25 protein-coding genes are annotated in these 26,223 nt (G+C 62.1%); 4 read left to right on the plus strand and 21 right to left on the minus strand.

Annotation, left to right across the window (positions count from 1 at the left end):
• Positions 1 to 44: 44 nt before the first annotated feature.
• Positions 45 to 2,714, minus strand: a complete 2,670-nt coding sequence (locus tag V3572_RS07800) for a mechanosensitive ion channel domain-containing protein (protein WP_332110417.1) — start codon at positions 2,712 to 2,714, stop codon at positions 45 to 47.
• Between the two features lie 252 nt (positions 2,715 to 2,966).
• On the opposite strand from V3572_RS07800, the gene V3572_RS07805 reads away from it, so the two are divergent.
• The gene (locus V3572_RS07805) at positions 2,967 to 4,268 is read left to right on the plus strand and encodes a M23 family metallopeptidase (protein ID WP_332110418.1); all 1,302 of its coding nucleotides are present in this window, start codon (positions 2,967 to 2,969) and stop codon (positions 4,266 to 4,268) included.
• Positions 4,269 to 4,293: 25 nt separating this feature from the next.
• On the opposite strand, the gene V3572_RS07810 is transcribed toward V3572_RS07805, so the two are convergent.
• From V3572_RS07810 to V3572_RS07830, 5 genes are all read right to left on the minus strand, one after another.
• Positions 4,294 to 4,974 carry a molybdate ABC transporter permease subunit gene (locus V3572_RS07810; RefSeq protein ID WP_332110419.1) on the minus strand — a complete coding sequence of 227 codons (681 nt, stop codon included), beginning with the start codon at positions 4,972 to 4,974 and terminating at the stop codon, positions 4,294 to 4,296.
• A gap of 43 nt (positions 4,975 to 5,017) precedes the next feature.
• Positions 5,018 to 5,737 carry a molybdate ABC transporter substrate-binding protein gene (gene modA / locus V3572_RS07815; protein WP_332110420.1) on the minus strand — a complete coding sequence of 240 codons (720 nt, stop codon included), beginning with the start codon at positions 5,735 to 5,737 and terminating at the stop codon, positions 5,018 to 5,020.
• A 74-nt stretch (positions 5,738 to 5,811) separates the two neighbouring features.
• Entirely contained in the window at positions 5,812 to 6,510 is a 699-nt protein-coding gene (locus V3572_RS07820; RefSeq protein WP_332110421.1) for an alpha/beta hydrolase family protein, read from the minus strand.
• A 19-nt stretch (positions 6,511 to 6,529) separates the two neighbouring features.
• Positions 6,530 to 7,030, minus strand: a complete 501-nt coding sequence (tsaA, locus tag V3572_RS07825; protein ID WP_332110422.1) for a tRNA (N6-threonylcarbamoyladenosine(37)-N6)-methyltransferase TrmO — start codon at positions 7,028 to 7,030, stop codon at positions 6,530 to 6,532.
• Entirely contained in the window at positions 7,030 to 7,305 is a 276-nt protein-coding gene (locus V3572_RS07830; protein WP_332110423.1) for a hypothetical protein, read from the minus strand. The genes tsaA and V3572_RS07830 overlap by 1 nt, the downstream gene beginning before the upstream one ends.
• Before the next feature lie 370 nt (positions 7,306 to 7,675).
• Here V3572_RS07830 and V3572_RS07835 point away from each other — a divergent pair, with 370 nt between their 5' ends.
• Positions 7,676 to 8,797 (plus strand): TOBE domain-containing protein, encoded by a 1,122-nt coding sequence (locus tag V3572_RS07835; RefSeq protein ID WP_332110424.1) that lies wholly within the window; start codon positions 7,676 to 7,678, stop codon positions 8,795 to 8,797.
• Positions 8,798 to 8,972: 175 nt separating this feature from the next.
• On the opposite strand, the gene V3572_RS07840 is transcribed toward V3572_RS07835, so the two are convergent.
• From V3572_RS07840 to V3572_RS07865, 6 genes are all read right to left on the minus strand, one after another.
• A complete protein-coding gene (locus tag V3572_RS07840; protein WP_332110425.1) occupies positions 8,973 to 9,467 on the minus strand; it encodes a hydrogenase maturation protease in 495 nt (164 codons plus the stop codon).
• A gap of 189 nt (positions 9,468 to 9,656) precedes the next feature.
• On the minus strand, positions 9,657 to 11,024 hold the full coding sequence (locus V3572_RS07845) for a Ni/Fe hydrogenase subunit alpha (RefSeq protein ID WP_332110426.1): 1,368 nt from the start codon (positions 11,022 to 11,024) through the stop codon (positions 9,657 to 9,659).
• 132 nt (positions 11,025 to 11,156) lie between these two features.
• Positions 11,157 to 12,092, minus strand: coding sequence for a methyl viologen-reducing hydrogenase (locus tag V3572_RS07850; protein ID WP_332110427.1), 936 nt, complete (start codon positions 12,090 to 12,092; stop codon positions 11,157 to 11,159).
• Between the two features lie 15 nt (positions 12,093 to 12,107).
• A complete protein-coding gene (locus V3572_RS07855; RefSeq protein ID WP_332110428.1) occupies positions 12,108 to 12,545 on the minus strand; it encodes a hydrogenase iron-sulfur subunit in 438 nt (145 codons plus the stop codon).
• A gap of 129 nt (positions 12,546 to 12,674) precedes the next feature.
• The gene (locus V3572_RS07860) at positions 12,675 to 15,719 is read right to left on the minus strand and encodes an FAD-dependent oxidoreductase (protein WP_332110429.1); all 3,045 of its coding nucleotides are present in this window, start codon (positions 15,717 to 15,719) and stop codon (positions 12,675 to 12,677) included.
• A gap of 861 nt (positions 15,720 to 16,580) precedes the next feature.
• Positions 16,581 to 16,922 (minus strand): hypothetical protein, encoded by a 342-nt coding sequence (locus tag V3572_RS07865; RefSeq protein WP_332110430.1) that lies wholly within the window; start codon positions 16,920 to 16,922, stop codon positions 16,581 to 16,583.
• Between the two features lie 311 nt (positions 16,923 to 17,233).
• Here V3572_RS07865 and V3572_RS07870 point away from each other — a divergent pair, with 311 nt between their 5' ends.
• The gene (locus V3572_RS07870) at positions 17,234 to 17,533 is read left to right on the plus strand and encodes a 4Fe-4S binding protein (RefSeq protein ID WP_332110431.1); all 300 of its coding nucleotides are present in this window, start codon (positions 17,234 to 17,236) and stop codon (positions 17,531 to 17,533) included.
• Positions 17,530 to 17,958: an iron-sulfur cluster assembly scaffold protein gene (locus V3572_RS07875; protein ID WP_332110432.1), complete on the plus strand. Its 429-nt coding sequence runs from the start codon at positions 17,530 to 17,532 to the stop codon at positions 17,956 to 17,958. The genes V3572_RS07870 and V3572_RS07875 overlap by 4 nt, the downstream gene beginning before the upstream one ends.
• 43 nt (positions 17,959 to 18,001) lie before the next feature.
• Here V3572_RS07875 and V3572_RS07880 read toward each other — a convergent pair whose 3' ends face one another.
• From V3572_RS07880 to V3572_RS07920, 9 genes are all read right to left on the minus strand, one after another.
• Entirely contained in the window at positions 18,002 to 19,171 is a 1,170-nt protein-coding gene (locus V3572_RS07880; protein ID WP_332110433.1) for a sensor histidine kinase, read from the minus strand.
• 115 nt (positions 19,172 to 19,286) lie between these two features.
• Complete coding sequence (locus V3572_RS07885) at positions 19,287 to 19,739, minus strand: response regulator (protein WP_332110434.1); 453 nt, start codon at positions 19,737 to 19,739, stop codon at positions 19,287 to 19,289.
• 160 nt (positions 19,740 to 19,899) lie between these two features.
• Complete coding sequence (locus V3572_RS07890; protein ID WP_332110435.1) at positions 19,900 to 20,604, minus strand: hypothetical protein; 705 nt, start codon at positions 20,602 to 20,604, stop codon at positions 19,900 to 19,902.
• Positions 20,605 to 20,606: 2 nt separating this feature from the next.
• Positions 20,607 to 20,984, minus strand: coding sequence for a response regulator (locus V3572_RS07895; protein ID WP_332110436.1), 378 nt, complete (start codon positions 20,982 to 20,984; stop codon positions 20,607 to 20,609).
• Positions 20,984 to 22,705: a sensor histidine kinase gene (locus tag V3572_RS07900; protein ID WP_332110437.1), complete on the minus strand. Its 1,722-nt coding sequence runs from the start codon at positions 22,703 to 22,705 to the stop codon at positions 20,984 to 20,986. Before V3572_RS07900 ends, V3572_RS07895 begins: the two co-directional genes overlap by 1 nt.
• Complete coding sequence (locus tag V3572_RS07905) at positions 22,698 to 23,054, minus strand: NifB/NifX family molybdenum-iron cluster-binding protein (protein ID WP_332110438.1); 357 nt, start codon at positions 23,052 to 23,054, stop codon at positions 22,698 to 22,700. Before V3572_RS07905 ends, V3572_RS07900 begins: the two co-directional genes overlap by 8 nt.
• A gap of 34 nt (positions 23,055 to 23,088) precedes the next feature.
• Positions 23,089 to 24,327 (minus strand): sigma 54-interacting transcriptional regulator, encoded by a 1,239-nt coding sequence (locus V3572_RS07910; protein ID WP_332110439.1) that lies wholly within the window; start codon positions 24,325 to 24,327, stop codon positions 23,089 to 23,091.
• 46 nt (positions 24,328 to 24,373) lie between these two features.
• The gene (locus tag V3572_RS07915; protein WP_332110440.1) at positions 24,374 to 24,796 is read right to left on the minus strand and encodes a DUF1634 domain-containing protein; all 423 of its coding nucleotides are present in this window, start codon (positions 24,794 to 24,796) and stop codon (positions 24,374 to 24,376) included.
• Positions 24,797 to 24,868: 72 nt separating this feature from the next.
• A complete protein-coding gene (locus V3572_RS07920; protein WP_332110441.1) occupies positions 24,869 to 25,852 on the minus strand; it encodes a sulfite exporter TauE/SafE family protein in 984 nt (327 codons plus the stop codon).
• Positions 25,853 to 26,223: the final 371 nt, after the last annotated feature.

The following is a 26,223-nucleotide window of genomic DNA, read 5'->3' on the forward strand; positions in this document are numbered from 1 at the left end:
TCCTGGAGTGTTGTGTGATTGAACCTGAGGCGGCCGTTGCGGGGCTATTCCGACTGCCGCACCGTGACCCGGGAGAGATTCCATCTGCGTCTGGAATGCACCCGGCGCATCTGCCGGACCAGCTTGAACGTCTCTCCGCGCTTTTCCTTCAGGGCCGTCCGGGCCTCCTCCAACTGCATCTCCTCGGTGCCCCTGGGCTTGTATTTGACCTTGACCCCCTGGAAGGCCATCATGATCTTGTTTTCCTGGAATCGGTTGTCGATCTCGGACAAGATATCCGACTCCGTCTTGAATTTCTTCATGAAGTCGTCGATCCAGATGTACAGGTCGAACTCCACGCCGAAACGGCCGAACTGGCGGATGTTGACCTCGGGCTTGGGCTTTTTGAGCACGGCCTCGTTTCCCTTGGCCACCTCCAGAAGCAGCTTGCGCACCTTCTTGATCTTGGCCCCCGGGGCCACGGCCACGGGAATGGTCAGGCGCATGGTGGTGTCGTGATAGCTCAGGTTGATGATCTCCCCGCGCAGAAAGCTGGAATTGGGGATGATGACCATGGTGTTGTCCAAGGTCCGGATGATGGTGTTGCGGATGGAGACGCTTTCCACCTCGCCTAAGTTTTTGCCCTGCTGGATGATATCGCCCTTTTTGATCGATCCTCCGAACATGATGATCAGGCCGCTGACGAAGTTGTTGACGATGTCTTTGAGACCAAAGCCGATGCCCACGGACAGGCCGCTGGCGATCCAGGCCAGGGCGTGCAGGGGCACCCCGAACAGATACAGGATGAGCAGCATAAATCCCAGCCAGACAAGATAGGAGCTGATGTTCGTCAGGGCGTGGCGCAGTCCCGGCTCCATCTTCCGGCCCCCGAGCTGGGGCATGGAGAACAGGGAGCCAAGCCAGGACAAGAGCACCTTGGCCAGGAAAAAGGCCACAACCAGGGTCACCACGGCGTGGGGGGTGATGGTCGCCACGCCGATGGTCAGGGAAAGATCCATGACGTAGTCGGCAAACCCGGGGCCGCCGATGTAATGCAGCACCCAGAAAATGTATAAGGCATAGATGATCGTCTGGGCGAAAGGCAGGCCAAGCCCCGGCCTCGCCTCCCCTCCCCTGGCCGTGGCGAACGACACGACCGCCTGGTGCAGCAGGCGGGAAACCCCAAGGGTCAGAAGCAGCATGAAGATGGCCTGGGTCACGATGAGGCTTTGCGGACCAAATCCGGCCAGACCGGCCACGACCATGAGGGCCATGAGATATCCGGCCTGGGCCGCCATGTTGCGTAGTCGCGAGGCGTTTCCGGCCTGGGCCCGCAGGCGGTACAGACGGATGGAGGCCCACAGCGCGGCCAGACTCCACGCCAGCCCAACGCCCGTGGCCGGGATGTTGAGGGCCTGCAGCAATGCCCCCAGGGCAAAGAGCACGGAAAAGACGAACATGGGTCGGCGCACCAGCGGTGGTGTCCCCAAGGCCTGGGCAAGGTCCATCCGGCCCGACAGCATGAACATGACCCCGAAGGCGATCAGCACCACCCAGCCCAGGGCGACGAACTGATTGTTGGTGAACAGCGTCAACTGGTCGGCCAGATAGAGGGACAGCCCGAGAAAGACCAGCAGGCGGCCGAGACGCTGCGGCAGGTCCGGGCCGGACGGCGGCGCAGGGAGCGCCTCCCCGGCGGCGGCTTCCGTTTCCAGGCGGCCGCCATCTGCTTCTTGAGACGTTTCTTGAGACGTTTCTCCCGGAGTAGCAGGCGACGCATCAGGAACCGTTTCAAGCGACACTTTCCCGGGGCGCACGACCTTGGACCGCAGGGATTTCACCACGGCCGCAGCCAGATACAGCAGGATGAAAAAAACGGCCAGGTAGGAAAAAAACGACGTCCAGCGCACCCATCCCACCAGGGGGGCGACAAAGCGGGGAAAGGCCTCGGCCCATTCCTCCATGTCGTCGCTCAAGGACTGCCACCCTTCCAGGGTCAACAGCGTGTCCGACCGGGAAAAATAGTAGCGTTTCAGGGCATCGACAAATCCTGCCTGGATCTGGTCATGCACCTGGGTGATATCCGCCTGCAACTGGTCGGCCTGGGTCAGGGCGGCATCGACATCCGCCTTGATCTCATTCAGGTCTTTTTTGAACTCCCGGAACCGGGCCAGGGGGGCGTTTAAGCTGTCGCTCGTCCCGGCGGCATAGTCCAGGGTCAGCCCTTTTTTCCGAATGGCCCGTATGGAGGAATAGTCCTTTTTGGCCTGGGCCAGCCTGATCTGCCGGTCGTCCAGGGGAGACCGCTTCAGTTCCACATAGCGCTCAAGCTCCCGCAACTGGATGAGGATGCTGCGGTAGGCCCACGGGGTTTCCCCGGCCACGCCACGTAGAAGCAAAAGCTGGTCCAGGCGGTTGTCGGCCTTGGCCAGGGCGTCTTCAAGCTCGACCTTCATGGCGGGCAGAATCGTGCGCAAGGTTTCGGTCTGCCGGATGCGCAGATCCAGATCCTTCTCGATTCCAGCCAGGATCGTCCGCCACGTTTCGGCCTCCTGGGTTTCATGATCCAGGGCTTTTTTGTCCCTGGCCGACAAGGAGGCAGGGCTTTCCTCCGTCGTCGGCGCGGCAGGGGGCGATCCGGTTTGGGCAAAGGCCGCCCCCCCATGCCCGGCAGCGGAGAATGGCGTGAGGCAGACCACGACATACAACAGGATCGTCAAGGAGGATGTGCGCATAGGTCTCCAACGGGATCTGTCCATCCATGGCGGGTCCGTGCCGTACGAACGGACGCCCCCTGGCTGTGAAGCCTTTTCCCATGGGGGCAACGAGTATCCTTTTCCGTACCAGCAAGCAAGGATGACGCCGCGTTTTGCTGTAGCGGGGCTGATTTCGGGGAGGGATTCGCCGTCTCTGCCGCCGTCGTTCAGACGCCTTGAATTCGCTGGCTCATCCCGGTATGCTGGCGGGCAGCAAAAAGGACAGCTTCCATGAAAAAATTGTTTTTCCTCACCATCCTCGTCTGTCTGGCCCTGGGGGGCGCAGCGGGATATTTCTTTCTCACCGACAGCGAGATACCCTTTGTAACCCTGCGGCCCGACACTCCAACCGTCTCTCCCAAGCGGGAATACACGGTGGAGGCGGTGGATTCGGGGTCAGGCATCCGGGCTTTAAGCGTCATCGTGAGCCAGGGCGACAAGAAGATCACGATACTGGACAAGGCCTATTCCCCCGCCCCACCCCAGGCTGCCGAGACGTTCACCCTGGAAAGCGCAGGACTCAAGGACGGTCCCTTCGACCTCGACATTACGGCCACGGACAATTCCATCCACGGGTTCGGGGCGGGGAACGCCGCGCTCATGCACAAGACCCTGTCCCTGGACTCCACGCCGCCCGTGGTGGGCATTCTGAGCCAGGCCCACAACGTGCGCCAGGGCGGTGTTGGCTGCATCGCCTATTCGGTGTCCGAGAAACCGGAGTCCTCCGGGGTGTTGGTCGGGGACATCTTCTCTCCGGGATTCAAGATCGCCAATGGCCATTACGTGTGCTTTTTTCCCTTTCCCCTGTCCATGGAGCCGGGCGATTTCAAGCCCCGGCTGCGGGCCGTGGATCTGGCCGGAAACGAGCGCATCATGGATTTTCGCCATCAGGTCATCCCGCGCAAGTTCAAGGCCGACACCATGAACGTGTCCGATGGTTTCCTCCAGGCCAAGATGCCCCAGTATTTCGCGACGTATCCGGGGATGAAGGATCTGGTTGAGATCTATATCAAGGTCAACAATGAAATGCGCCGGGAAAACGCCAAAACCCTGCGCGAACTGGGATCGCAAACCGCCCCGGAGCTTTTCTGGGACAAAAAGGCCTTCATGCGCCTGCCCAACGCCGCCCCCATGGCCGCCTTCGGCGACCGCCGCACCTACATGTACCAGGGGCGCGAAATCGACAAACAGATCCACATGGGCCAGGACTTGGCCTCGTTGGCCAATGCCCCGGTTCCGGCCGCTGCAGGCGGCAAGGTGATCCTGGCCGAATTTTTCGGCATCTACGGGCAGGCTGTCATTTTGGACCACGGCCTGGGGATTCAGACCATCTATTCCCATCTGAGCCAGATCACGGTGAAGGTGGGCGACATGGTCAAGCGCGGGGACATCCTGGGCAACACCGGGGCCACGGGACTGGCGGGCGGCGACCACCTGCACTTCGGGGTCATCGTCCATGGCGTGGAGGTGTCGCCCGTGGAATGGTGGGATCAGCACTGGATCGACGACAACGTGGCGGATCGCTTCAAATAGGACGGCCGACCGGGATGGCGACGGCTCAGGCGGCGGACAGGCGACGGAGCATGAACATGGCCGTAAGCGACGCCAGCCCCAGCATCCCGGCCAGAAGGCCCGCCCGCTCGTAGTCGCCGGTAAACACCGAATTGTAGATCTCCAGGGACACGGTGTTGGTGCGGCCCACGATGTTGCCGCCAAGCATGAGCGTCACCCCCACCTCGCCGATGGAGCGCGTCCAGGATAAAAACAGCCCGGCCAGAATATTTTTGCGAACAAGCGGCAACACGACCCGCAAAAAAATCTCGAATTCGCTTTTGCCCAGAACCCGGGCCGCCTCCATGTACCGGGTCATCTCCCCGGTAACGGCCGCCTGCACCGGCTTGACCATGAGCGGCAGCCCGGACACCACCGCGGCCACGGCCACTCCCGTGAATCCGAACACGATCTCCACCCCGAAGGTGTCGCGTACGGCCGGGCCGATCACCCCCCGATTGCCGAAAACAAGCAGCAGCCCGAATCCTGTGGCGATGGGCGGGAAGACCATGGGCAGGGAAACGATGAAATCCACCGCCGCCGCCAGGGACGAACGCGACCGGCCAAGGTAGTAGCCAAGCCCCACCCCCAACGTCAAAAAAAGGGGTACGCTCACCAGACAGACCCGCAGGGTCAATGCCAGGGGACCGCGTACCCCGGGATCGGACAAAAATTCCGCAATGGGCATGGGGGCGCCGGACTCCGCTCAGGTTGCGTCCGGCACACGCGCCTTACAGGCCATGTGCGGCGGACAGTTTTTTGGCGTCCTCCGAGGCCAGAAAGGCCGCAAAGGCCTTCACCTCGGGCTTCTCCTTGGTCTCCTTGAGGATTCCGGCCACAATACGGATGGGCGAATACATGGACTGGTCCACCAGGACCATGCCGCCGATCTTGTCCGCCACGCCCTTGGCGTCCGTGACGTTGATGAATCCGGCGTCCACTTCGCCGCTGACCAGATAGGCCGTGACCTGGGGCACCGTGCCCACCACCAGGAGCTTGTCCTTGACCTTGTCGGCCAAGCCGCTTTTCTCCAGATATTCCGTGGCGGCCTTCCCGTAGATGGCCTTGGCCGGGTCGGGCATGGCCAGTTTTTTGATCTCGGCCTTGGCGATGTCCTGCGGGGCGGACAGGGTCGCCCCCTTGGCGTAGGCCACCACCAGATGGCCTTGCCCGATCTCGACATAGGAATCGAAGTCCACGCCCGAGGCGCTCAGATAGCTTTTGTCCCCGAGGATGATGTCGATGCCGCCTCCCCCCTTCAACTGGCCGAAGATCTGGCCCATGTTGCCGTAGAGCAGCTCCACCTTCTGGCCCGTTTTGGCCTCGTAGGCCTTGGCGGCCTCATCCACGAGTTTTTTGTACCCGGCTCCGGCAGCCACCAGAAGCGGCCCGGCCAGGGCGTTTTGGGCCATAAGCGCGACAAAAAGCAATGTTGCGAGAAAACGTGCCATCATGGTTCTCCGTATGGGTTGAAGGGTGAATCGTCCGGAAGGTTTCAGCGCTCCGCCCGGGTTCCCAGGGCCGATCAGTCCCCAGCCGCCTCGCACAGGGCCTTGGCCAGACGGAGGGGATCGGTGGTCATGGGATTGTGGTCCGAACTGATCTCCGCATAGCCGAAGCCGCGCTCCCGGGCATGGGCGGCCATACGGGCCAGCAGCGGATTTTTGGTCTTGGCGCAGCGGATGAAATAGGGAGCAGGCCAGGCGCTTTCCCGGGGGGCGGTCGAGGCGTCCCGAAAGGCGGCGGACGGGATGGGAACCAGGCGTTCGGCGAACGGTCGGCTCTTTTCGCCCTCGGGAAGACCGAACATGGGCATGGGCCAGGGCCGGACCTCGGCGCCGTTGCAATGGGCGCTTAAGACCCTGACGAACTCCGGCCCCGCTATCTCGGCAAAGGACAGGCCGGGTTCGGGAAGCACCGCATCCAAGAACACCAGACGGCGCACTCGCCCGGGAACCCGTTCGCACACGGCCGGGGTGATCATGCCCGAATAGCTGTGGGAGACCAGGAGGACATCCGAGAGCTGCTCGTACAGGATGACGTTCTCCACATCCTGGACGTAGGTTTCAAGGCCCATGTGCCTGCCGCGAACATGCACCCGTTCCCCCATGCCGGTCAGGGTGGGGGTGAAGACGACGTGGCCCGCCTCGCGCAAGGCCGCAGCCGTCTTGCTCCATACCCAACCGCCCTGAAATGCCCCATGCACGCAGACGAAAACAGCCATCTTCCCCTCCCCTCGCGCATTATCCGCAGGACGGAGCGGACTCGAAACGGCCGTCGCTGCGCACCCGGACGGCGTTTCCCGAGACCCCGTCGAACCAGCCGAAACGATCCGCGTCCCAGACATCGAAATCCGCCACATAGGGCTTGATATCCAGGACCGGCGTCTGGTCCAGCATGTCCACGTTTTCAAGCTCCACCATGTTTCTGGCCACGGACAGCACCCGAAGCACGGAGATCCCGATGGGATTGGGCCGCCGGGGGGAACGGGTGGCGAAGATGCCCCGCTCGGAGGTGTCCAGGAAGGGCCGCACGGAAAGCGCATGTCCCTGTATTTTATGAAGATGGTAAATCATGATGACATGGGAAAAGCCGTCAAGGTCGCGCAGGCCCTCTTCGAATTCGGGATGGACCTCCAGACGGCCGACGACGCCGATGGCCCCCACGGGCTGGATGGGCATGCCGCGAACGCTGTGAAACGGGGTGTGCAAAATCCCGATGGGCCGGTAGACGATCTGCTGCATCAGTCTCTCTTTGCGTCGAAGGCGAGCAACAAGACAAGGGCGGCGACAGCCATCGACACCCCGGCGACAGCGGATTTGAACACCATGGGACAGGCCGCCGCGCCAAGAAACAAGGGCAACAGCCGACCGAAGAATTCCTTTCCGCTGACCGGATCGAAGTGGCCGACGCCCCCCATGCCGCTCTCCCCTTCATGGGATGCCGCATGCGGGCGCCAATGCGCTTCGAGGAGGTACAAGACCAATATCGCCGCCGCAAAGGCGAATATGATTCCCATGACAAAGACTCCGACGCGCGTTTATGGCCATCGCCTCACCGCACGAGTTATGAAATGCAGTCCACACGACATGTCTCCGTACCGGGACACCAATGCATATGCCGTAACCGCTAAGTTCCCTGCGGATTACTGCACAAACATCTCTCCGTGTATCTGGTTGTGCAAAATGCCTGGATTTTTCTAAATCGTATCGAATGGGCAGGCAATGAGGTCACTGGACTTTATGAATGCGTGATAGTTAAATTTATGGTGTGCCAGACGGGAATTTGGTGTTACGTTGGGCATGGAATCATGACTGTCATGACTCCCGTCCTTTTCGTGACAGTAAAAGACGTGTCGCCGCCAGACGACCTCAGGAGACAGCACAGGGATGGTCACAGCTCACACCAAAAAGGCAGCCCGGGTCGCCGGTCCATGTCCGACCGCCGCGACCATGGCGCCAGGGCGGCCCTGTCCGGCCAAGATTTTTTCCGTCCCCGGCGACATCAAGCATCTCGAAACCGGCCAATTGGACGCGCTTACGGCCGCGTTCACGGCCTGGAAGGATCGCGCCAAGCGGCCCGACGTGCGGCTTTCCAGGGGGCGGGTGTGGGTGATATTTCTGCTTCTGCGCCATTGCGGGGCCAAGCTCGGCGAGGTGCTGACCCTTGACGACCGCGCCGATATCGAGTGGCGGACGGGAGTGGTCCGTTTCGGGGGCGCGAAAGAGGGCGACGTCCTGCCCCGGGAGGTCAAACTGCCCCAGGCGGTGGCCGACGAATTGGCGCGGTGCTTCGACGATCCCGCATTTTTGTCCCTGCGCGGTTCGGTCCTGCACATGGACGGCGGCTACGTCCGGCGCAAATTCTACGAACGGGGCCAGGAATGCGGCCTGCCCAAGGAACTCTGCAACCCGCGCATCCTGCGCCACTCCCGGGCCGTGGAGCTTCTACGGGGCGGCGTGCCCTTAACCGTCGTCCAGACCATCCTGGGGCATGGCTCCGTCAACCTGACCGCCCACTACCTGAGCTTCACCCGGGAAGACATCCAAACCCTCGTGAGCTATTACATCCACAAGGAGGCCAGGATGAAAACCAGCGCCCGCAACACCTTCACCGGCCAGGTGTCCCGTGTCCGCACCGGAACGATCCTGTCCGAGGTGACGCTTATCACCCCCCGGGGGCACGAACTGGTTTCGGTCATCACCAACGAAAGCCTGGAGAAACTCGAGATCCGGGAAGGCGTCCTGGTGACGGCCAGCATCAAGGCCCCGCTGGTGATCCTGGTCAAGGACGACGACGCCCCGGTCAGCAGCATGCGCAACCGGTTGTACGGAAAGGTATTGCGCATCAACATGGGGGCCATCGCCGCCGAGGTGGTGGTGGCCGTGGATGAGGAAACGGAGGTCTGCGCCCTGATCACCGACGAGTCCGTGAATCGCTTGGGCATTGCCGTCGGCGACCCCATCTGGGCCATGTTCAAGGCCTTTTCCGTGGTGCTGGGCGTGGATTAAGTCCCGGACGCGCCGGGTGCGGGGCAAAAGCGGTCATGCAGGCCGACATGCGCCCACCGGGCCGCCACGCGGCAGGCGTTACGTGGCGGGCCTGCCTGGGGCTGCCATAACGATATCAAGGGCCTGGACATGTTCCAGGCCCTTTTTCCGTGCCTCGCGCAAACCCGGCGTCGGATCAGGGCAGAAGGCACAACTCCCGCACCCGGGCCGCCACCTTGGGCAGGGCCTCCGTCACCTCGGGCGTCAGTTGATCGGTGATCTCCTCCGGGATGTACCCCGTCTGCACCACCAGGATATGCACGTCGGTCCCGGTCTGTTCCTTGATGTCTTTGAGGAGATTGACCGAGGGAAACTGGTGCAGGGAAAAATCCTTGATCTTTTTCGGACTCATCATGTCCACGTCGATCTCCCAGAATTCTCCGGCGTTGCGGCTGGGCTCGGTGACCGCGTCCACCACGATGATCCGTTTCGGTTTGGGGTCCATGAGCAGCATGTCCAGGAGCACCTGCCGGATGGAGGTGCCGATGTCCAAAAGGCCCACATCGTCCGGCAACCCGCCCTGCTCTTCCAGCATGTTGACCACGGCCGGTCCCAGGCCGTCGTCTCCCCTCAGAATGTTGCCGCATCCGAAAACCATCACCCGCTTCTCGAACATGAGCGACCAATCCACGTGGTTTCCTTCCTGATGTTAAAGTGACAAAAGGCCGTCGCCAGGGGCGACGGCCTTTTGTACGGCAGTTGGCGCCGCGTGTCGAACTTCTTAGTAGTTACGCAGGGTATCCAGGAGCTTGCCCTTGCTGTCGTAGATGCGGCCTTCGAGAGCGATACCGCCGTCCAGGCGGTGGGTGGCGCAGCTCATTCACGGATCATATGCTCGTATCGTCATCTCAATGGTATTGAGCACCCCCTGGTCGTATTTGCCGTCCTTGATCAGGGCCTTGGCGGCCTGTTTGACGCCCAGGTTCATGCCCGCGTTGTTGTGTCCCGTGGCCACCACCAGGTTGGCCATGGTCACCAGCCCGTTGTCGTCGGTCTTGTAGTGGTGGATCAGCGTGCCGCGCGGGGCCTCAAGGCAGCCCACGCCCTCGCCGGCCCGGGGTTCGATCTTCTGGTGACGCACCTCGCGGCTGGTGATCTCCGGATCGTTTAAGAGCTCTTCGGCGCGTTCGCAGCACTGGATGAGCTCGATCAGACGGGCATAGTTGTACAGAAGCGTCTGGTGCGCCGGACGGCCGAAGGCGGAGCGGAAGATCTCCAGTTCCTTCTGGGCCAGGGGCGTGGCCATCTTGTCGCACACGTTGATGCGCGCCAGGCAGTTGACCCGGTAGACGCCCACGGGGTTGGTCTCGTCCAGGCTAATTTTGCCGGCCTTTTTCATGTACGGGAACTTGAGATACGTCCAAGGCTCCACATGTTCGGCAATGTAGTCCTGATATTCGTGGTACTTGAACTGCTCGTAGTTGCCATTTTGATCCATCATGCGCAGTTCGCCGTCGTGGAACTCAAGCGCCCCGTCGCTGGGACGCACGGTGCCCAGGTAACCGGACGGGAACACGCCGACGGTGTTGATCACGTCCAGATATTTGGGGAACACGTTCTCTTTGGCGAAATTGAGCGAGAAGACGCTGAAGTCCAGGGCCTCCTTGACCACGGCCAGGAGTTCCTTGCGCTCTTCCTCCAGCATGGGCCGGGAGTAGCCGCCAGGAACGGCCGCGATGGGGTGGATGACCTTTCCGGCGAACTTTTCCAGGGCCATCTGCACCTTGTAACGCATATGCACGACCTGCTTGGCCAGATCTGGCGCGGCGCCCACGACGCCCACCACGTTTCTGACCGAATAGTCGGCATCCGGGCCAAGGACGAAGTCCGGGGCGGCCAGGAAGTAGAAGTGCAGGATCTTGTCCGGGATAAAGGCCAGCATGTGGCACAGTTCCCGGAGTTTGCGTCCGGCCGGGGGCGGGGTGACGCCCAGGCAGCCGTCGGCGGCCTTGCAGGAGGCCAGGTGATGGTTCCAGGGACAGATGCCGCAGATGCGGTTGACGATGTCCCGGACCTCCTCCACGGGCCGACCCACAACAAACTTTTCAAAGCCGCGCAGGGTCATGATGGCCATGCGCGCGTCGACCACGTTGCCGCTGTCGTCGAGCATGATCTCGAACCCGGCGTGGCCCTCGATGCGCGTCACCGGTGCGACGCGGATCGTTTTGGCGGTATTTGGCGAAGCCATGCGGTTCTCCTCTTCATCCCGGGCCGACTGCCGAGGCGTCGAGCCAGGAATATGTTCAAGAAAAAAGCGTCCGTATCCGTTCATGGCCCGGAAGAGAGCCTCAGACGCCTGCCCCCGGGCCGTTTCATCCGATCAGCCCAGTTTTTTGAGCACGCTGTGCGCGCCGTTGAACCGGCACAAAAAGCCCCGGCGGTCGACCATCTTGCGCGGGTCGTAGCCCACGGTGGACAGCGCGCCCACGTAATCGACGATGGGCAGGGCCCCGTCCTTGATCGGGCCGTAGCAGCCCCGGCAGGGAACGCGGGTGGCGATGCACCGGGGGGCCGTGCCGGTCATTCCCGAACACCCGGCCCGGGTGACCGGGCCAAGACACATAAATCCCTGTTCCAGGAGGCAGCGCATGTCATCGACCGGCTTATCAGGATCGAATTCCGGGGCTTCCAGGATGCGCTTGAGATCCCCGGTGCTCTTCTTGCTTTTGCGAATGGTGGGACAGGTGTCGCACACGGAGCGCTCGGGCAGGTTGAGCTCGGTCTTGCCGTCCAGAAGGGCCAGCACGGCGGCGGTGATCCAATCCGGGTGCGGCGGGCAACCCGGCAGCTTGATGTCCACCTTGACGTGCTCGTCCAGGGCGGTGACCGTCTCGAAGGCCTCGGGGATGTGGTAGGTTTTATAGTCCGGGTCGGGACCGGGCACGGTGGTCGGCGACTCCCGGTACATGAAGTCCTTGATCTCCTGGAGCGAATACATGTTGCCCAGCGCCGGGATGCCGCCGTCCGTGGCGCAGGTGCCCAGGGCGATGAGGATCTGGCAGCGCTCGCGCATCTTTTTGAGCACTTCGAGGTGCTCGGAGTTGCGCACGCCGCCGGAGACGATGCCCACCACCGCCTCGGGGATGTCCAGTTCCGTGTTTTCGCCGGTCTGGCCGTAGTATTTTTTGTCGATGAGAACCGGGATGTGGACGAACTCAAGCTGCGGCAGCAGGTCCACCAGGACGTCGCCGATGTTTAAGATCGCGATCTCACAACCCGAACACGAGTTGAGCCATTCTTCCGCTATTGTGACCATGGTTTCCTCCCGGACTTAGGCGCACGCACAGGCGGCCGTTTTTTTCTTGAGCGGATTGGGTCCGAGAGACCTGATCTTGTCCGTGAAGGCGGTCACCACTTCGGCAAACCGGGGCGCTTCGGCCGACGAGACCCACTCGATGGCGAAACGCTCCGGATCGATGCCCAGATCCTCCAAAACGACCTTGGCGCCTTCAGCCCTAGCCAACGCTTTGTTATTACCGTCCAGGTAATGGCATTCCCCGAGGTGTCAGCCCATGACGATGACGCCGTCCGCGCCTTTGCGCAGGGCGTCAACGATCAGATTGGGATGGACCATCCCGGAACACATGACCCGGATGGCGCGCATGTTCGCGGGGTACTGCAGCCGGGAAACCCCGGCCAGATCGCCCCCCGCATAGGCGCACCAGTTGCAGAGAAAGCCGATGATCACCGGCTCATAGGTGTCAGCCATGGTTGCCTCTCCTTTTTCCTCATGCGGCGTCGGGCGCATCGGGGCGTCCCGCCCGCCGCATGATGATGGTGTATTCATCCCGGAGACGGTCGCTGGTCGCAACCGCCTCCGTATCATGCCGCGTAAGCGCTAGACGCCCATCAGAATGCTCTCGACCTGGGCCTTGAGCTGGTTCATGGTGAAGCCGCCCACATCGACGCCCTGCTTGGGACAGGTGGCCATGCAGATGCCGCAGCCCTTGCACAGGGCCTTGTCCGTACTGATGCGCTTGTGCTCGCGACCGTTCTCCACATAGACCGTAAGCGAAATGGCCTTGTAGGGGCAGGTGTCCACGCACAAGGCGCAGCCGTCGCATTTGTCCGTGACCATGCTCTTGATGGAGTCAAGGGGCATGACCGACTTGGCCAGGATGACCCCGGCCCGGCTCACGGCCGCCTGGGCCTGGGCCACGGCCTCGTCCACGGGCTTGGGATAGTGGCAAAGCCCCGCCAGGAAGAGTCCGTCCACGGACATATCCACGGGCCGAAGCTTGGGATGGGCCTCGGTCAAAAAGCCGTCCGCGCCCACGGAGCACTTGTAGAGCTCCACAAGCTCCTTGGTCTGGTTGGGCACGATGGCCGAGGCCAGGACCAGGTAGTCGGCCTTGATCTTCAGGGTTCTGCCCAGGATGGGGTCGTCGCCCACCACGTAGAGGGCGTCGCCGTCTTTTATGATCTGAGGCTTCTTCTCAACCTCGTAGCGCACGAAGATGACGCCCAGACGCCTGGCCTCGGTGTAGAGATCCTCGCGCAGCCCGTAGGTGCGGATGTCGCGGTTGAAGATGAAGACGTTCATGTCGGGATTGAGCTTTTTGAGCTCGATGGCCGACTCCACCGAATGGGTGCAGCACACCCGGCTGCAATAGGGACGGCCGGGTTCGCGCGAGCCCACGCACTGGATGAACACCACGTTTTGGGCCGCCTTGGCCTCGCTGGCGCTGACGTCCAGGAAGGCGTCGAACTCCAGGTGGGTCTTGACCCGGTCGTCGTGGCCGTAGAGGTATTCCGTGGGTTTGTATTCGGAACCGCCGGTGGCCACCACGCCCACGCCGTAGTTGACGGCCAGGGTTTCGCCGCCGACCTCGATCTCGCTGACGAAGTTGCCCACGGAGCCGACAGCGGTCTTCAGCATGGCGTTCGTGAGCACCTTGATCTTGGGATGGCTTTTTACCCGTTTGACCAGGGCCTCGACCTTGGGCTTGATCTCTTCGCCCTTCCAGGTCTTGTTGAGGCGAAGGGCGTTGCCGCCCAGGATGTTGCTCTTTTCCAGCAGCACGGTCTCGTAGCCCATGTCCGCGATGCCCAGGGCCGCCGTCATGCCGGAGACGCCGCCGCCGATGACCAGGGCCTTCTGAACCACGTTGACCGAGAGGTATTCCAGGGGGGCCAGAAGCCCGGCCTTGGCCACGGCGCTGCGCACCTGGTCCTTGGCCTTGGCGGTGGCCTTCTCGGGCTCGCCGCCATGCACCCAGCTGTTTTGGTTGCGGATGTTGGCCATCTCGATCAGGTATTCGTTGATCCCGGCCTCGCGCAGGGTGTCCTTGAACAGGGGCTCGTGGGTGCGGGGGGTGCAGGCCGCGACCACGATGCGGTTCAAGGCATGCTCCTTGATCTTCTCGGCGATGAGCACCTGGGTGTCCGAGGAGCAGGTGAACAGGTTGTTTTCCACGAAGACCACGCCGGGCAGGGTCTTGGCGTATTCCACAACCTCGTCCACCTTGATCACCCCGGCGATGTTGATGCCGCAGGAGCACACGAACACGCCGATGCGCGGGGCGTCGGCGGATACGTTCTTCTCGGGGGGATAGACCTTTTCCTTGGTCAGGGTTCCCCGGCTCTCGGCCAGGGTGATGGCCGCGCAGGCCGCCGCCGAGGAGGCCTCGGTCACGGACTGGGGGATGTCCTTGGGGGACTGGAAGCAACCGGCCACGTAGATGCCATCCCGGCTGGTGGCCACCGGCGCGAAGCTGTCGCACTCCGCGAAGCGGTACTTGTCCAGGCGGATGTCGGCGGTTTTGGCCAGGGCGGCGGCGTCGGCCGGGGCCTCAAGGCCGATGGACAGCACCACCATGTCGTATTCATCGTTGTGTTCGACGCCCTGCTCGTCCACCCAGCGCGTTTTCACGCCCTTGCCGTCCGGGCCGGGGAGGAAGGAATGGGGACGGGCGCGCACGAAGTTGATGCCTTTTTTCCCGGCATCCACATAGTATTTTTCGAAGTCCTTGCCGTGGGAACGGATGTCCATGTAATAGACGGTCTGCTCCACGTCTCCGGTGGTGTGCTCCTTGGTCACGATGGCCTGCTTGATGGCGTACATGCAGCAGACGCTGGAGCAAAACCCGTTGTCGCACTTGTTGATGCCACGCGAACCGACACACTGGAGCCAGGCGATCCGCTTAGGCTCGGTATGGTCCGAAGGCCGCACCAGATGGCCCATGCACGGTCCGGAGGCGGACAGGAGCCGCTCGTATTCGAGGCTGGTGACCACGTCCGGGATGTTGGCGTAGTTGTAGGTGTCGAAGACGGTGGGATCGAAGGGCTTAAGTCCCGGGGCCAGGATGACCGAACCGACGTTGACGTCGATAATGGTCTCTTTTTGGTCGAAATTCACCGCGCCGGTGGGACAGTACTTTTCGCAGGCGCGGCATTTGCCCTTCTGAATGTAAATACAGTTCTCGGCGTCAATGGCGTATTTGAGCGGCACGGCCTGGCCGTACAGGATGTAGGCCGCCTTGCGCTTGTCCAGCCCCTCGTTGTACTCGTTGCCCACCTTCTTGGGGCATTTCTCGGCGCACAGGCCGCAGGCGATACACTTGTCCATGTCGATGTAGCGCGGATGCTGCTTCACCTTCACGGTGAAATCGCCCTGGGCGCCCTCGACCGCCACCACCTCGGAAAGCGTCATCAACTCGATATTCAAGTGCCGACCGCACTCGACCAACTTGGGAGAGATAATTCACATTGCGCAGTCGTTGGTGGGAAACGTCTTGTCAAGCTGGGCCATCACCCCACCGATGCCCGCTTTTTTCTCGACCAGATAGACGTAGTAGCCGGAATCGGCCAGGTCGAGCGCGGTCTGCATGCCTGCGATGCCGCCGCCTACGACCATGACCGAACCGAGTTTTTTCGCCGACATTGAAACCCCCTTTCGCTTTGGGTTGAGCCGCCCCGTTTTCCGGGAAAGCCCTGTTCACCGTTACCGACCGTCTCTTCTCGCGGTTCCGAAGAACCAACTGCATTTCGACCAAACTCCACCCCCCGCCTGCCCGCCCGACAAAAATCGGTACCGGACATGGTGTGGATGCAACCGCGACCATCGTGTTTTCTGTGGATTTAACACTGTCGACAGGCACAGCCCTCAACAGCACCCTCTCCATCCGGCAGGTGCGGCCATTCTGCCGCCGCACGCCGGTTGCGCAAACGACTTCCATCCGCTGGCCGCCCCTGCGCCGAGCTTCCGGAAACCATGATCGATCCGGACCTGCGGATGGGTTTCACCCATCCTCCCAACCTGGCCGTGGCGTCTGCCCATGGACAGGTGAAATTCTTCACATCATCTTTTCCGATTGCGCCTATCGATGCAATTTATACATAAGTATTGAGAAGATAGATGAAATCAACAAACGGGTCAACGGGGATTTTCAATAGGAGAAGGCGGTATGTATTTGATTTTGTCGATGCGAACGGCAACGGCTTGTCGTGTTACGTATTATAAATTCATGCCACAAAGCATAGCGCAAACGTTACGGGATGGCGCGTGCCTCCCGCATCCCCCTGGACGGCCAGGGCCGTCCCCATCACGCAAAACGGCCGCCCATGTCGTGCACATGGACGGCCGCCAGTCGTAGCACCAGTTGCGCCATCACGGAAAACGTTCGCTTACGGATAATCCGATTCCATCAAACCCGGTTTCAGGCGCCATCGCTCCTTTTTGCACAACGTCCAATCGGATGGTTTTCCGGGAATCGCGCGAAACCCGCTCCCCGGCCACGCCTGATCAGTTGGCCTTGGCCCTGCCCAGGGCAGCCCGGATATTGCCCATATCCATCAGCGCCGTGATCCCCCGCCCCACCTCTTTGGGGTCGAAGTCCTCCCGGGTGCGTTCCGCCACGCACAGGGCCCAGCTTCCCCCCGGTTCCCGTCCCAGGTACAGCGAACGCCGGATGGCCGAGGTCTCTTCGGTCAAAAGGCCGGACTTGAAAAAAAGCGATGCGAAACCGGCATCCTCGGCCCGCCACAAATAGCGGATGCTTCCCGGGTCTTTGGGCAATTCGCCAAAGGTTTTTTCCCGCCAGGTGCAGGCGTCGAACAGATCCTGAAGCGTCTCGTTGCAGTCCATATCCGTCTCCAATGCCTTGGTGTTGTCCCCTCAAGCGACGCCGGGGCAATTTTTTCCGAAGGTAATCCCTGGGCTCCCCTTCGGCAAGGGGCTCGGTCGGAGGGAGGCAGGAGGCCATGGGATGGTGTGCAGCCGGAAACACCGCTGACACTTTGGACCGGGTACATCTCTGACACTTTTATCCGATCAAAAGCCTTGTCGGGAGGACGGGAACCCATGATTTCGCGTTGCCAAACGCCCGGCGGGAAGGATATCGAACAGCGTGAAATCCGGCGACGACATGCCGTGAAAAAAAAGACGGAGGCGATACCGTGCACTTCATAAACGAGACCACGTTTCCCCGCAAAGAACCCAAGGCGGCCATCCGCAAAGAGGTGTGCGACGGCTGCGCCATCTGCGTGGACGTCTGTCCCCGGAATTGTCTGGAAGTGGCCACCAACCCCAAACGGCTCAACGCCAGGATCATCCGCCTGACCCCGGAATTGTGCAGCGGGTGCGGGGCCTGCCAGGGCGCCTGCCCCAAGGAGGCCATCTACATCCCCGGCCTGTCCACCGCCGACCTGCGAGGCTACGTCAATCAGGCCTTGGCCATGTCCGGGGTGTGTTCATGAGCGACTTCGACCGGTTGGCCGAAGAGCTCCAGGCCATGTGCGACGCCGACGCCGTGGCCTATTTCGGGGAGGCCGTGGTGGCCCGGTGGAAGGCCCCTCGCCATGTGGGGGTCATGTTCGACCCATCGGCCATGGCCACGGTTTCCGGGGCCTGCGACGACACCATCACCCTTTTTTTGCGCATCGCGGAAGGCCGCATCAGCGAGGCCTCGTTTTACGCGGACGGCTGCGCCTCAAGCGTGGTCTGCGCCGACGCGGCCGTGGAGCTGGCCCTGGGCAAGTCCCCGGGCCAGGCGGCGGCCATGCAGGCGGAGGATATCCTTGAACTCTTGGGCGGTCTGCCCAAGGACAAGCGCAAAAGCGCGCGCATCGCGGCCAAGGCCGTGCAAATGGCCGTCGCGGACTACCTGTCCCGGCACAGGTGATCCACCGGGCCGCCGTCCGGGAGGTTCCCCGGGCCCCCCGGGCTCAGTGCGGGGCGGCTGCGGCGTCAGGCCGCAGGGGGATCAGCGGCAGGGTCACGGTGACCGTCGTCCCCTCGCCGAGCTGGCTTTCCACCCGGATATCCCCGCCCAGGGCGGTCAGGATGCCCCGGCAGATGGACAGCCCCAGGCCCGATCCCTTGCCCACCTCCTTGGTGGAAAAAAAGGGATCGAAAATGCGCGCCATGTTGGCTGCGGCAATGCCGATACCCGTGTCGGACACGGTGAAAACCACATTCTCCCCTTCCAGCCATCCTTTGAGGGCCAGCACCTTCTCCCGTTCGGACGCGCCGTCCATGGCGTCCAGGGCATTGTCCACCAAATGGGAAAAGATCTGCTCCAAATGGGCCGGAGGGACGAAAAGCTCGGGGATGTCCCGGGAGAAGTCCGTTTTGACGCGCACCGACAGCGTCTTGGCCCGGTCGCGGACAGCCTTGACGGCGGCCCCGGCCAGTTTGTCCGGACGAATTTTCTGGGGACGCGGATCGATGCGTCCGCCAAGGCTCAAGAGCTTGGCCGTGATGCCCCGGCAACGCCGCCCCTGGGACAGGATGCGGGTGATGGAGGTGTGCAGTTCGCCGAGAAGCTTCGCGTCGGGGATGTCCGCGTCGTGCAGGAGATCCTCCATCCAGCCCGCTTCATGGAACATGATGTTGACCGGATTGTTGATCTCATGGGCCACGCCCTCGGCCAGGGTTCCCACGGCGGCCAGCTTGACCGTCTCGATCATGCGCAGGCCCGCCATCTTTTCGGCCCGCCGGGCGCCCGCCTGACGGATGGCCGCCACCAGCACCTCCACGTCCACGGGCTTGAGCAGATAATCCACGGCCCCAAGCTTCATGCCGGTGACGGCCGTGCCCACCTCGGTGGCCCCGGTGAGCATGATGGCCTCCACATGGGGCCTTTCGGCCTTGATCTCGCGCAAAACGTCCAGACCGCTTTTCCCGGGCAGGTTGACGTCGAGCACGGCCACGTCCACCTCGCCCGGCCCGGATGCGGCGTCACCGGAAACCCCGGCCAACACGCGCAAGGCCTCCTCGCCATCGTGGGCCACCAGGACGGAAAGCCCCCTGGAGGTCAGCCGCTCGGCCAACAGGTCCGCAAAATCGACCTCGTCGTCCACCAACAGCACCCGCTCCGGCATTTCCGTCTCCACCCCAACCACTCCGGGACGCCGACATGGCGGCCATGCGCCACGCCATGTGGCCACGTCCAGCGCCCCGGGCATGTTCCGGCAGGCCCGTCAAACGCCCGCCGCAATCACGGCAAGGCTATTTGCCGTCCTCGTCCAGGATCTTCTGGGCCTCGTCGAACTCGCCGGCCTGGGCGAAGGTGGCCGCCACCATGGCGTCCTCGATCTTTTCCCGATAGGCCTTTTTGACGGTGCTCAACAGCTCGTCGATGTCGATGGGTTTTTTGTGGTAATGGAAGGCGCCGAGCTTCCTGGCCTCTTCCTCATCCAGATCCGTGCCGTGGCCGGTAAGGATGATGACCTGGACATGGGGGTGGGCCTTGCGGACCTTGCGCAGGACGTCCATGCCGTCGATGCCGGGCATGCGCAAGTCCAGGACCATGACGTCGGGGGCCTCGACCTTGACCGCCTCCAGGGCCTCTTCGCCGCTGAAAACCACCTTGGAGGGCACATCGCGCATCTTCATGCGTTCGGCCAGGGTGTTGACGAAGTTCTCCTCGTCGTCCACCAAAAGCAGCTTGATCTTTTTCATTTGCTTCTCCTTCCTCGTGTTTCGGCCCCCCTGGGGGGAAAGTCTCTGGTCCGGGGGCTGCCCCGTCGGACCATTTCGTTCGCGTGGGTACGGCGCATGCGCGCCTCAATCCGCCGTATCGAGTCGCCAAGGGGACGGTCCCCCTCGGATGCGCCTATGGTCAGTCCCCTGCCGCGTCAGCCGGGCATGGGGGAAAAACCAGCCTGATCCGATCCGCCTGGGTTGTCGCAACGGGGCCCCCCGCCCCCTCCCCGCCGCCTAAAGACTCGGGAAGGACCACGGGCGGGGATCCCGCGCCACCCTCGGGCAAAAGAAAATCCACGACGGGCCCGTTCTCAGCCGTGCCCACGACGACCCGGACCACGCAACCGGACAGGGCCTCGATCAGGGCCTGGGCCACGCCGTAGAGGGCCATCAAGGCCTGCATGGGAGGACACTGGGCCTGAAGAGGCTGGCGCTCATCTCCGGGCTCGAGAACGAATTCGATCCGCCTTTTCCGGGCGATGCGCCCGATGAGCGAAAACAGAAGTCCCGTGGCGTTTTTCAGATCCGACGTTGCCGCCGGGCTGTCCGGCACATGGGCCAGACGGTTCAGGCCGTCGCTTAAATTCGAGCCCCGCTCCACCTGTTCGTTCATGGCCGCAATCAGGGTCGAAAACTTGTCGTGATACTGGAATCCTTTGCGAAACCCCAAGGACTTGAGGGATTCCTTGCGGCTTAAGTGCAACAGGTCGCCCATGAGCCCGGCGGATTGCTGGATGATGGCCAGTACGTTTTGCACCTCATGGGTGATGGAGGCGGTCACCGCCCCCATGAATGCGGCCTCACGCCCGGCCTGCTTTTTGTTCTCCCCGGAGGCGTTCATGTTCACCGCCTGCCGCCTGCGGCTTCGGTCATCTTTTCGATGAGCACGTCGATATCCAGGGGCTTGATCATGTAATCGAAGGCCCCCAGCTTCATGCCCTCAATGCCGTTTTTGGTGGTGCCGTGGCCGGTCAAAAGGATCACCTTGACGTTGGGAAACCCGGCCTTGATGCCGCGCAACACCTCAAGACCCCGCATGCCCGGCAGCATCACGTCGAGGATCACCAGGTGCGGCGGGTTCTCGGCCACCTCCCGCAGGGCGCTCTCACCGTCGAAGACCACCCGGGAGGCGATGCCCCGCAGGGCCAGGCGTTCCGACAGGGTGGTCACGAACTCGCGTTCGTCGTCCACCAAAAGCACGTTCCAGTCTTTTTTCTCCATCAGCTTGCCGTTTCCTTCCTGGCCGATTTCGGCAGGTATATGGTGAAAAGGGTTCCCTCGCCTTGTTTGCTGGTTACCGCAATGTCGCCGCCAAGTTTTTTGATGATGCCGTAGGTGATGGACAGGCCAAGGCCCGTGCCAGTGCCCTTCTTGGTGGTGAAAAAGGGTTCGAAGACGTGTTCGAGGGTGTCCTGGGACATGCCGCAGCCATTGTCCTGAAAACTGATGACCAGGGAATCCGGGGCGATCTCGCCGGTCTTGACCTCGATGTTCCCGTCGTCGGGCACAGCGGCCAGGGCGTTGTTCAAGATGTTCAGGAACACCTGCTGGAGTTGGCCCCGGTCGGACAGGATGCGCGGCAGGGACTCGTCGAGCTCCCGAACGATGGTCACCCCCCGGTGTTTGGCCTCCTGGTCCAGGAAGCTCAGGGTGTCGGTCAAGACCTCGTTGATATCCAGTTCTTCATAGCTGACGTCCATGCGCCGGGCGAAGCCGAGCATGCGGTGGGTGATGTCCCGGCAGCGCCGGATGCTTTTGAGGATGGCGTCGGCCAGGGTGATGAACTTTTCCCGATCCGGGAAGTCCGGACGCAGCCCGAGAAGATCCTTCATAAGCCCGGCCTTTTCGTTGATGGCCGCCAGGGGGTTGTTGATCTCGTGGGCCACGCCTGCGGCGAGACGCCCGATGGAGGACAGTTTCTGGGCGTGCTCCACCTGACGAAAGGCCAGTTCCCGGCGTTCCTCGCTCTCGCGCATGCGCTGGATGAGCAGGTCGGTCATCTTGTAGACCACCAGGAAGATGGCCATGACCCCGAGCACGAAGATGAAAAGCAGGTCGCCCTTGACCATGTACCAGGTCTTGAGCGCCGATCCCCGGGGTTTGACGGCCATGAGCACGAAATCCGTCTCCGGAAAATAGGAATAGGCCAGGTAGATGTCTTCGCCGTTGTGGTCCTGGGTCTCCACCAGCCGGGCCTCGTAGCCCTGGGGGGGCATGGCCATGGGAAGACGCTCCAACACCTTGCCGTAATAATTGGACGTGGTCTGGAGGATGCCCTCCTTGTTGAGCAAAAAAGCGTCGCTGTCGGGCTCAAGGCTCATGGCCGCGATGAGCCGGTCGAACCGGGTGGTGTCGATGGTGGCCCGGACCACCCAGTTTTTGCCGTTTTCATCCATATGGCGCACGGCGATGACCATGTGCGGAAAATGCCGGTAGCCCATGAACACGTCGCTGATGTAGGTGCCCCGGATCATGACCTGGTTGAACCAGCTCTGTTCGGCGTAGTTTTTCCCGGCCAGGGAATAGGGTCCGGCGTAGCTCACCTGGACGCCGTTCTCATCGAGCAGCCCAAGGTCCACAAAGCCGTCGAAGACCTGGGTCATGACCTTGAAGATATGCTTGAGATTTTTTTCCTGGGCCAGCTCCTCGAAGGGATAGGCCGAGGCGATGAAGCTCACGGTGGAGGTGCGCTCGGCTAAAAAAAGCTCAAAGGAATTTTTGGTCTTGGACACCAGGATGCGCAACGGATTTTGGATTTCCCGGCCAAGGGCCGCCCGGTATTCATAGTAGTTGATGGCGGCCATGAGCAAAAGCGGGACCACGGAGACCACGGCCATAAGCCCCACGATCTTGCGCCGCAGGCTCATGTAGCGCTCGGGGGACAGGATGTCCTCGCTGCCGTGCAGATCCTTGAACGAGTGGCGTAAAATGGTCTTAAACACGACCGTCACCGCCCGTAAAGAGCATATCCCCGGACTTGAGCCTTCCGGCCAGAAATCGCGTCAACGCAGCCTCGGCCGTGCCCGCCACGGCATCCAGCACGTCCACCCGCTTCCAGCGCAGATAATGGTAATATTCCTCTTCGATGCCGCCGCAGATCACCGTATCGATGTCCCGGGCCAGCACCAGGTCGCACAGGTCGTCGGCCGAGGCGTTGGGAAGAACCAGGTTTTGCCGTCCCTCCACGGTCCCGTCTTCGGACACGGCCACGATCAGCGCCTCACCCGCCAGGTCGAACCTGGGGGCCACCTCGTCCCGGAACAGGGGAATCAGGATCTTTTTGGTGCGCATGCTCATGCCTTTCCGATGGGTCGCGATTGAGGGTTTAGGAACGCTTCCGTCCCCGGCTGTCTCCCGGCCGCCCCGATGCAGGGGACTCGCCGACCTTGAGGGCGGCCAGGATATGCCCCGGCAGATGCGCCGGAAGGATCATGTCCTTTTGGCATATCATGGCGGCATATTCCACGATGTTTTTGAGTTCCCGCACGTTTCCCGGAAAGGGGTGGCTGCGCAAAATCCGTATGGCGCGCGGCGAAAAGCCCTTGATGTCTTTTTTGAACCGGGCGGCGAAACGGGACAGGAAATGGGTCAAAAGAAACTCCACATCCTCGCCCCGGTCCCGAAGCGGCGGCAGATGGACCCGGACGGCGCTCAACCGATGAAACAGATCCTCGCGCAACACCCCGGCCCGCACCAATTCCTCGGGATCCTTGTGGGTGGCGGCGACCAGCCGGACGTTCACCCGCACGCCCTTGTCCGAACCGGCCGGGATGATGGTCTGGTCGTCCAGAACGCGCACCAGCCCGGCCTGATGGGCGGCGGGCAGATCGGCGAGTTCCGACAGGTACAGGGTGCCGCCGTTGGCCCGCTGAAAACAGCCCGGAACGGCCTCCCCCTCCTCGGCCACCCGGCCGTACAGCTCGATCTCCAGCAGATGCTCGGGCATGGGCCCCAGGTTGACCCGCACGAAGGGACCGCGTGCGCGGGGGGAGGCTTTGTGGATGACCTGGGCCGACAGATCCTTGCCGGTGCCGGTCTCGCCGGTGACCAGGACCGGGGAGTCGGATTGGGCGATGGCCGGGAGCACCTTTTTGATGCGCTCCATGGCCTCGCCCCGGCTGATCAGTTCCCCGGCCCCCGCGACGTCCTTGAGCCGCCGCTCCATATCCCGCAGCGGCGCCAGGTCTTCGTAGGCCTCAAGGAACAGGAACACCGCGCCTTTCTCATCCCTGACATCGATGCGGCTGACCCGGACGGGAAGTTTGTGGCGATGACGGTCGATGATGTCCGTCTCCCTGCCCTTGACCGGCTCATCGCCGCGCCCGGCCGTTTCCGTCTGCCGGACGCCGCGCAGATGCAGGCCGCAACGCAGAACATGATGGCAGGGGATCCCGGCGGCCTCACGGCTGGTAAAGCCGGTGAGATCTTCCAGGGCCTTGTTCATGAACACGATGCGGCAGTCCAGGTCCAACGCGGCGATGCCGATGGGCAGGCCGCCCAGAATCTCCGACAGTCGGGCGAGATCCGGCGCGAGCGCGTTGGGTGGGCATGGTGCGGTGCGCACGGAGTTCTCCACGGTTGTGATGTTTGTTTCCGATGTTACGCCGTCGCTAGTGCGCGCCGCCGCCAACAATGCCCGAGGCCGCAAAGGCCAGAACCAGGATCTCGAGCACGGCGATCATGGCGAACAGGGTGTCTTTTTTCTTCAAATATGCCACGATAAGAGGAATGTAGCACACCAGTGTCATACCCGCCAGCAAGACGATGCCCAGAAAATTGAGGAAATCGCCCTTATTAAGAAGGGTGGCCCAGCCCCACCCCACGGGAACCTGCCCGACGGTCAGGTATTCCTGCACGGGTTTGAACCAGGCGCTGGTCACGACTTCCATGGGGACATGGGGCTCGAGAATGCCGAAGGCATAGATCAGATAGGTGACGATCATAATTGCAAGCCCCGACCAGCAGCCGTAAAACAGCATATTGGCGTAGAGAACCTGCTCCTTGGGAGTCTTGTCGTATTTCGTGGACGTCATGGGATGCTCCTGTGCAATTCTCGCGTTTATACCTGAAAACGATACCCTTCGCCGCGGGCGCGAAAACCCATCCTAGATGCCGAACCCCTTGAGAAAGGCCCGTCCGCCGGAGAACAACAAGACGCCTATGACCATGTAGCGGATGAACTTGGGCTTGGCCACGGCCAAAAGGCGCACCCCGACAAAGGAACCGAGCATCAGCCCGATAATGGAGGGAATGGCCATGAGCGGGATGACGCAGCCCTTGTTCAGATAGACCCAGGCTGCCGAGGTGTCGGTAATGGATAAAAGAAACTTGCTGGTGCCGACTGCGATTTTCAGCGGCGCGCCCATGAGCATGTTGAGCACCGGGACGTTGGCCCAACCCGCGCCCAGGCCGAACATGCCGGCCATGAGGCCGATGAGAATGAAAAGGAGCAGGCCCGGCAGGGTGCGATGGGTCTTCCAGGAAATCACTTCACCCGTGGAGGGCTCGGTGTAGATACCGCTCATGCCCAGGGCCAGACCGACGGCGTCCTGCTTTTCCACATGGGGACGAACCACGTTTTTGGAGGTCAAAAGCAAAATGGCGATGAACATGATGGTGAGGCCCAGGCAGAGTTGAAGGACATCCGTGGGCAAGGCCAGGCCCACAAACGCGCCAACGATGGAACAGGCCGAGGCGATGAGCGCCACGGGCAGGGCCAGACGCAGGCTGGCCAGATTGCGGCGCAAGAGACCTGGACCGGCGGCCAGGGCGCCGGCCAGGGCCACAAGCAGGCCCGTACCGCGCACAAAATCCAGGTGAAAGGGGAAAAATCCGCTGACCAGGGGAACAAACAGGACGGCGCCGCCCACGCCCGCCAGCACGGCGATGATTCCCAGGATAAAGCAAAATCCCAACAAAATGATGGGCCACATCCACCACGGCGTGTCGCTCGACGCGCCGGTCATGGCGTTGACGGCGGCCGCGCTCTCGGCGCCCACCCCGGCATCGGCCCCGGCCCAGACCAGTCCCGCCACAAGGAGGCAGGACGCCGCGACCAGAATCGTCATCCGCATCGGTTTCGCTCTCATGTCCTTACCGTTCTCCCTTTTCGCATGTAGTGTTCGTTGGTCCATCCCCGGAGGCCTCGCCCCGTGGACACATCCGGCCAGGTCCGCCGCCGGGCCGCGGCCAAACGGCATGGCCTCGCGCGGCGCCCTTTTAGATCAAGAACCGTACCAAGTGAAAAACCGCACAAACACGGGCTTGACGGGCGCCGCCCCGGGGCGTATCGGCAAAAACACGCCGCTTAACGGCAAGATTTTGCCGCTTTGCCAGCAGAAAGCGTACACCCCGAATCAACCGGGAGAGAGGCAACCCCCTTGTGCGGCATGAGATTGCCGCCGCGAGGGGCCCACACCCACGATATCCCGGTTCGACGCACCTCCCGGCAGGAGATACC

This window comes from Desulfolutivibrio sp., assembly GCF_036584575.1.
In the GTDB taxonomy this organism is placed as follows: Bacteria; Desulfobacterota; Desulfovibrionia; order Desulfovibrionales; family Desulfovibrionaceae; genus Desulfolutivibrio.

Coding starts and splice junctions, on each gene's coding strand:
- V3572_RS07885 (WP_332110434.1), bottom strand. CDS start 19,739: ATGAAAAAGATCAAGCTGCTTTTGGTGGACGACGAGGAGAACTTCGTC.
- V3572_RS07830 (WP_332110423.1), bottom strand. CDS start 7,305: ATGGGAATCATATTCGCCTTTGCGGCGGCGATATTGGTCTTGTACCTC.
- V3572_RS07905 (WP_332110438.1), bottom strand. CDS start 23,054: ATGCGCACCAAAAAGATCCTGATTCCCCTGTTCCGGGACGAGGTGGCC.
- V3572_RS07850 (WP_332110427.1), bottom strand. CDS start 12,092: ATGGTCACAATAGCGGAAGAATGGCTCAACTCGTGTTCGGGTTGTGAG.
- V3572_RS07865 (WP_332110430.1), bottom strand. CDS start 16,922: ATGGACTGCAACGAGACGCTTCAGGATCTGTTCGACGCCTGCACCTGG.
- V3572_RS07845 (WP_332110426.1), bottom strand. CDS start 11,024: ATGGCTTCGCCAAATACCGCCAAAACGATCCGCGTCGCACCGGTGACG.
- V3572_RS07810 (WP_332110419.1), bottom strand. CDS start 4,974: ATGCCCATTGCGGAATTTTTGTCCGATCCCGGGGTACGCGGTCCCCTG.
- tsaA (WP_332110422.1), bottom strand. CDS start 7,030: ATGCAGCAGATCGTCTACCGGCCCATCGGGATTTTGCACACCCCGTTT.
- V3572_RS07875 (WP_332110432.1), top strand. CDS start 17,530: ATGAGCGACTTCGACCGGTTGGCCGAAGAGCTCCAGGCCATGTGCGAC.
- V3572_RS07800 (WP_332110417.1), bottom strand. CDS start 2,714: ATGCGCACATCCTCCTTGACGATCCTGTTGTATGTCGTGGTCTGCCTC.
- modA (WP_332110420.1), bottom strand. CDS start 5,737: ATGGCACGTTTTCTCGCAACATTGCTTTTTGTCGCGCTTATGGCCCAA.
- V3572_RS07820 (WP_332110421.1), bottom strand. CDS start 6,510: ATGGCTGTTTTCGTCTGCGTGCATGGGGCATTTCAGGGCGGTTGGGTA.
- V3572_RS07895 (WP_332110436.1), bottom strand. CDS start 20,984: ATGGAGAAAAAAGACTGGAACGTGCTTTTGGTGGACGACGAACGCGAG.
- V3572_RS07920 (WP_332110441.1), bottom strand. CDS start 25,852: ATGAGAGCGAAACCGATGCGGATGACGATTCTGGTCGCGGCGTCCTGC.
- V3572_RS07835 (WP_332110424.1), top strand. CDS start 7,676: ATGGTCACAGCTCACACCAAAAAGGCAGCCCGGGTCGCCGGTCCATGT.
- V3572_RS07915 (WP_332110440.1), bottom strand. CDS start 24,796: ATGACGTCCACGAAATACGACAAGACTCCCAAGGAGCAGGTTCTCTAC.
- V3572_RS07805 (WP_332110418.1), top strand. CDS start 2,967: ATGAAAAAATTGTTTTTCCTCACCATCCTCGTCTGTCTGGCCCTGGGG.
- V3572_RS07890 (WP_332110435.1), bottom strand. CDS start 20,604: ATGAACGCCTCCGGGGAGAACAAAAAGCAGGCCGGGCGTGAGGCCGCA.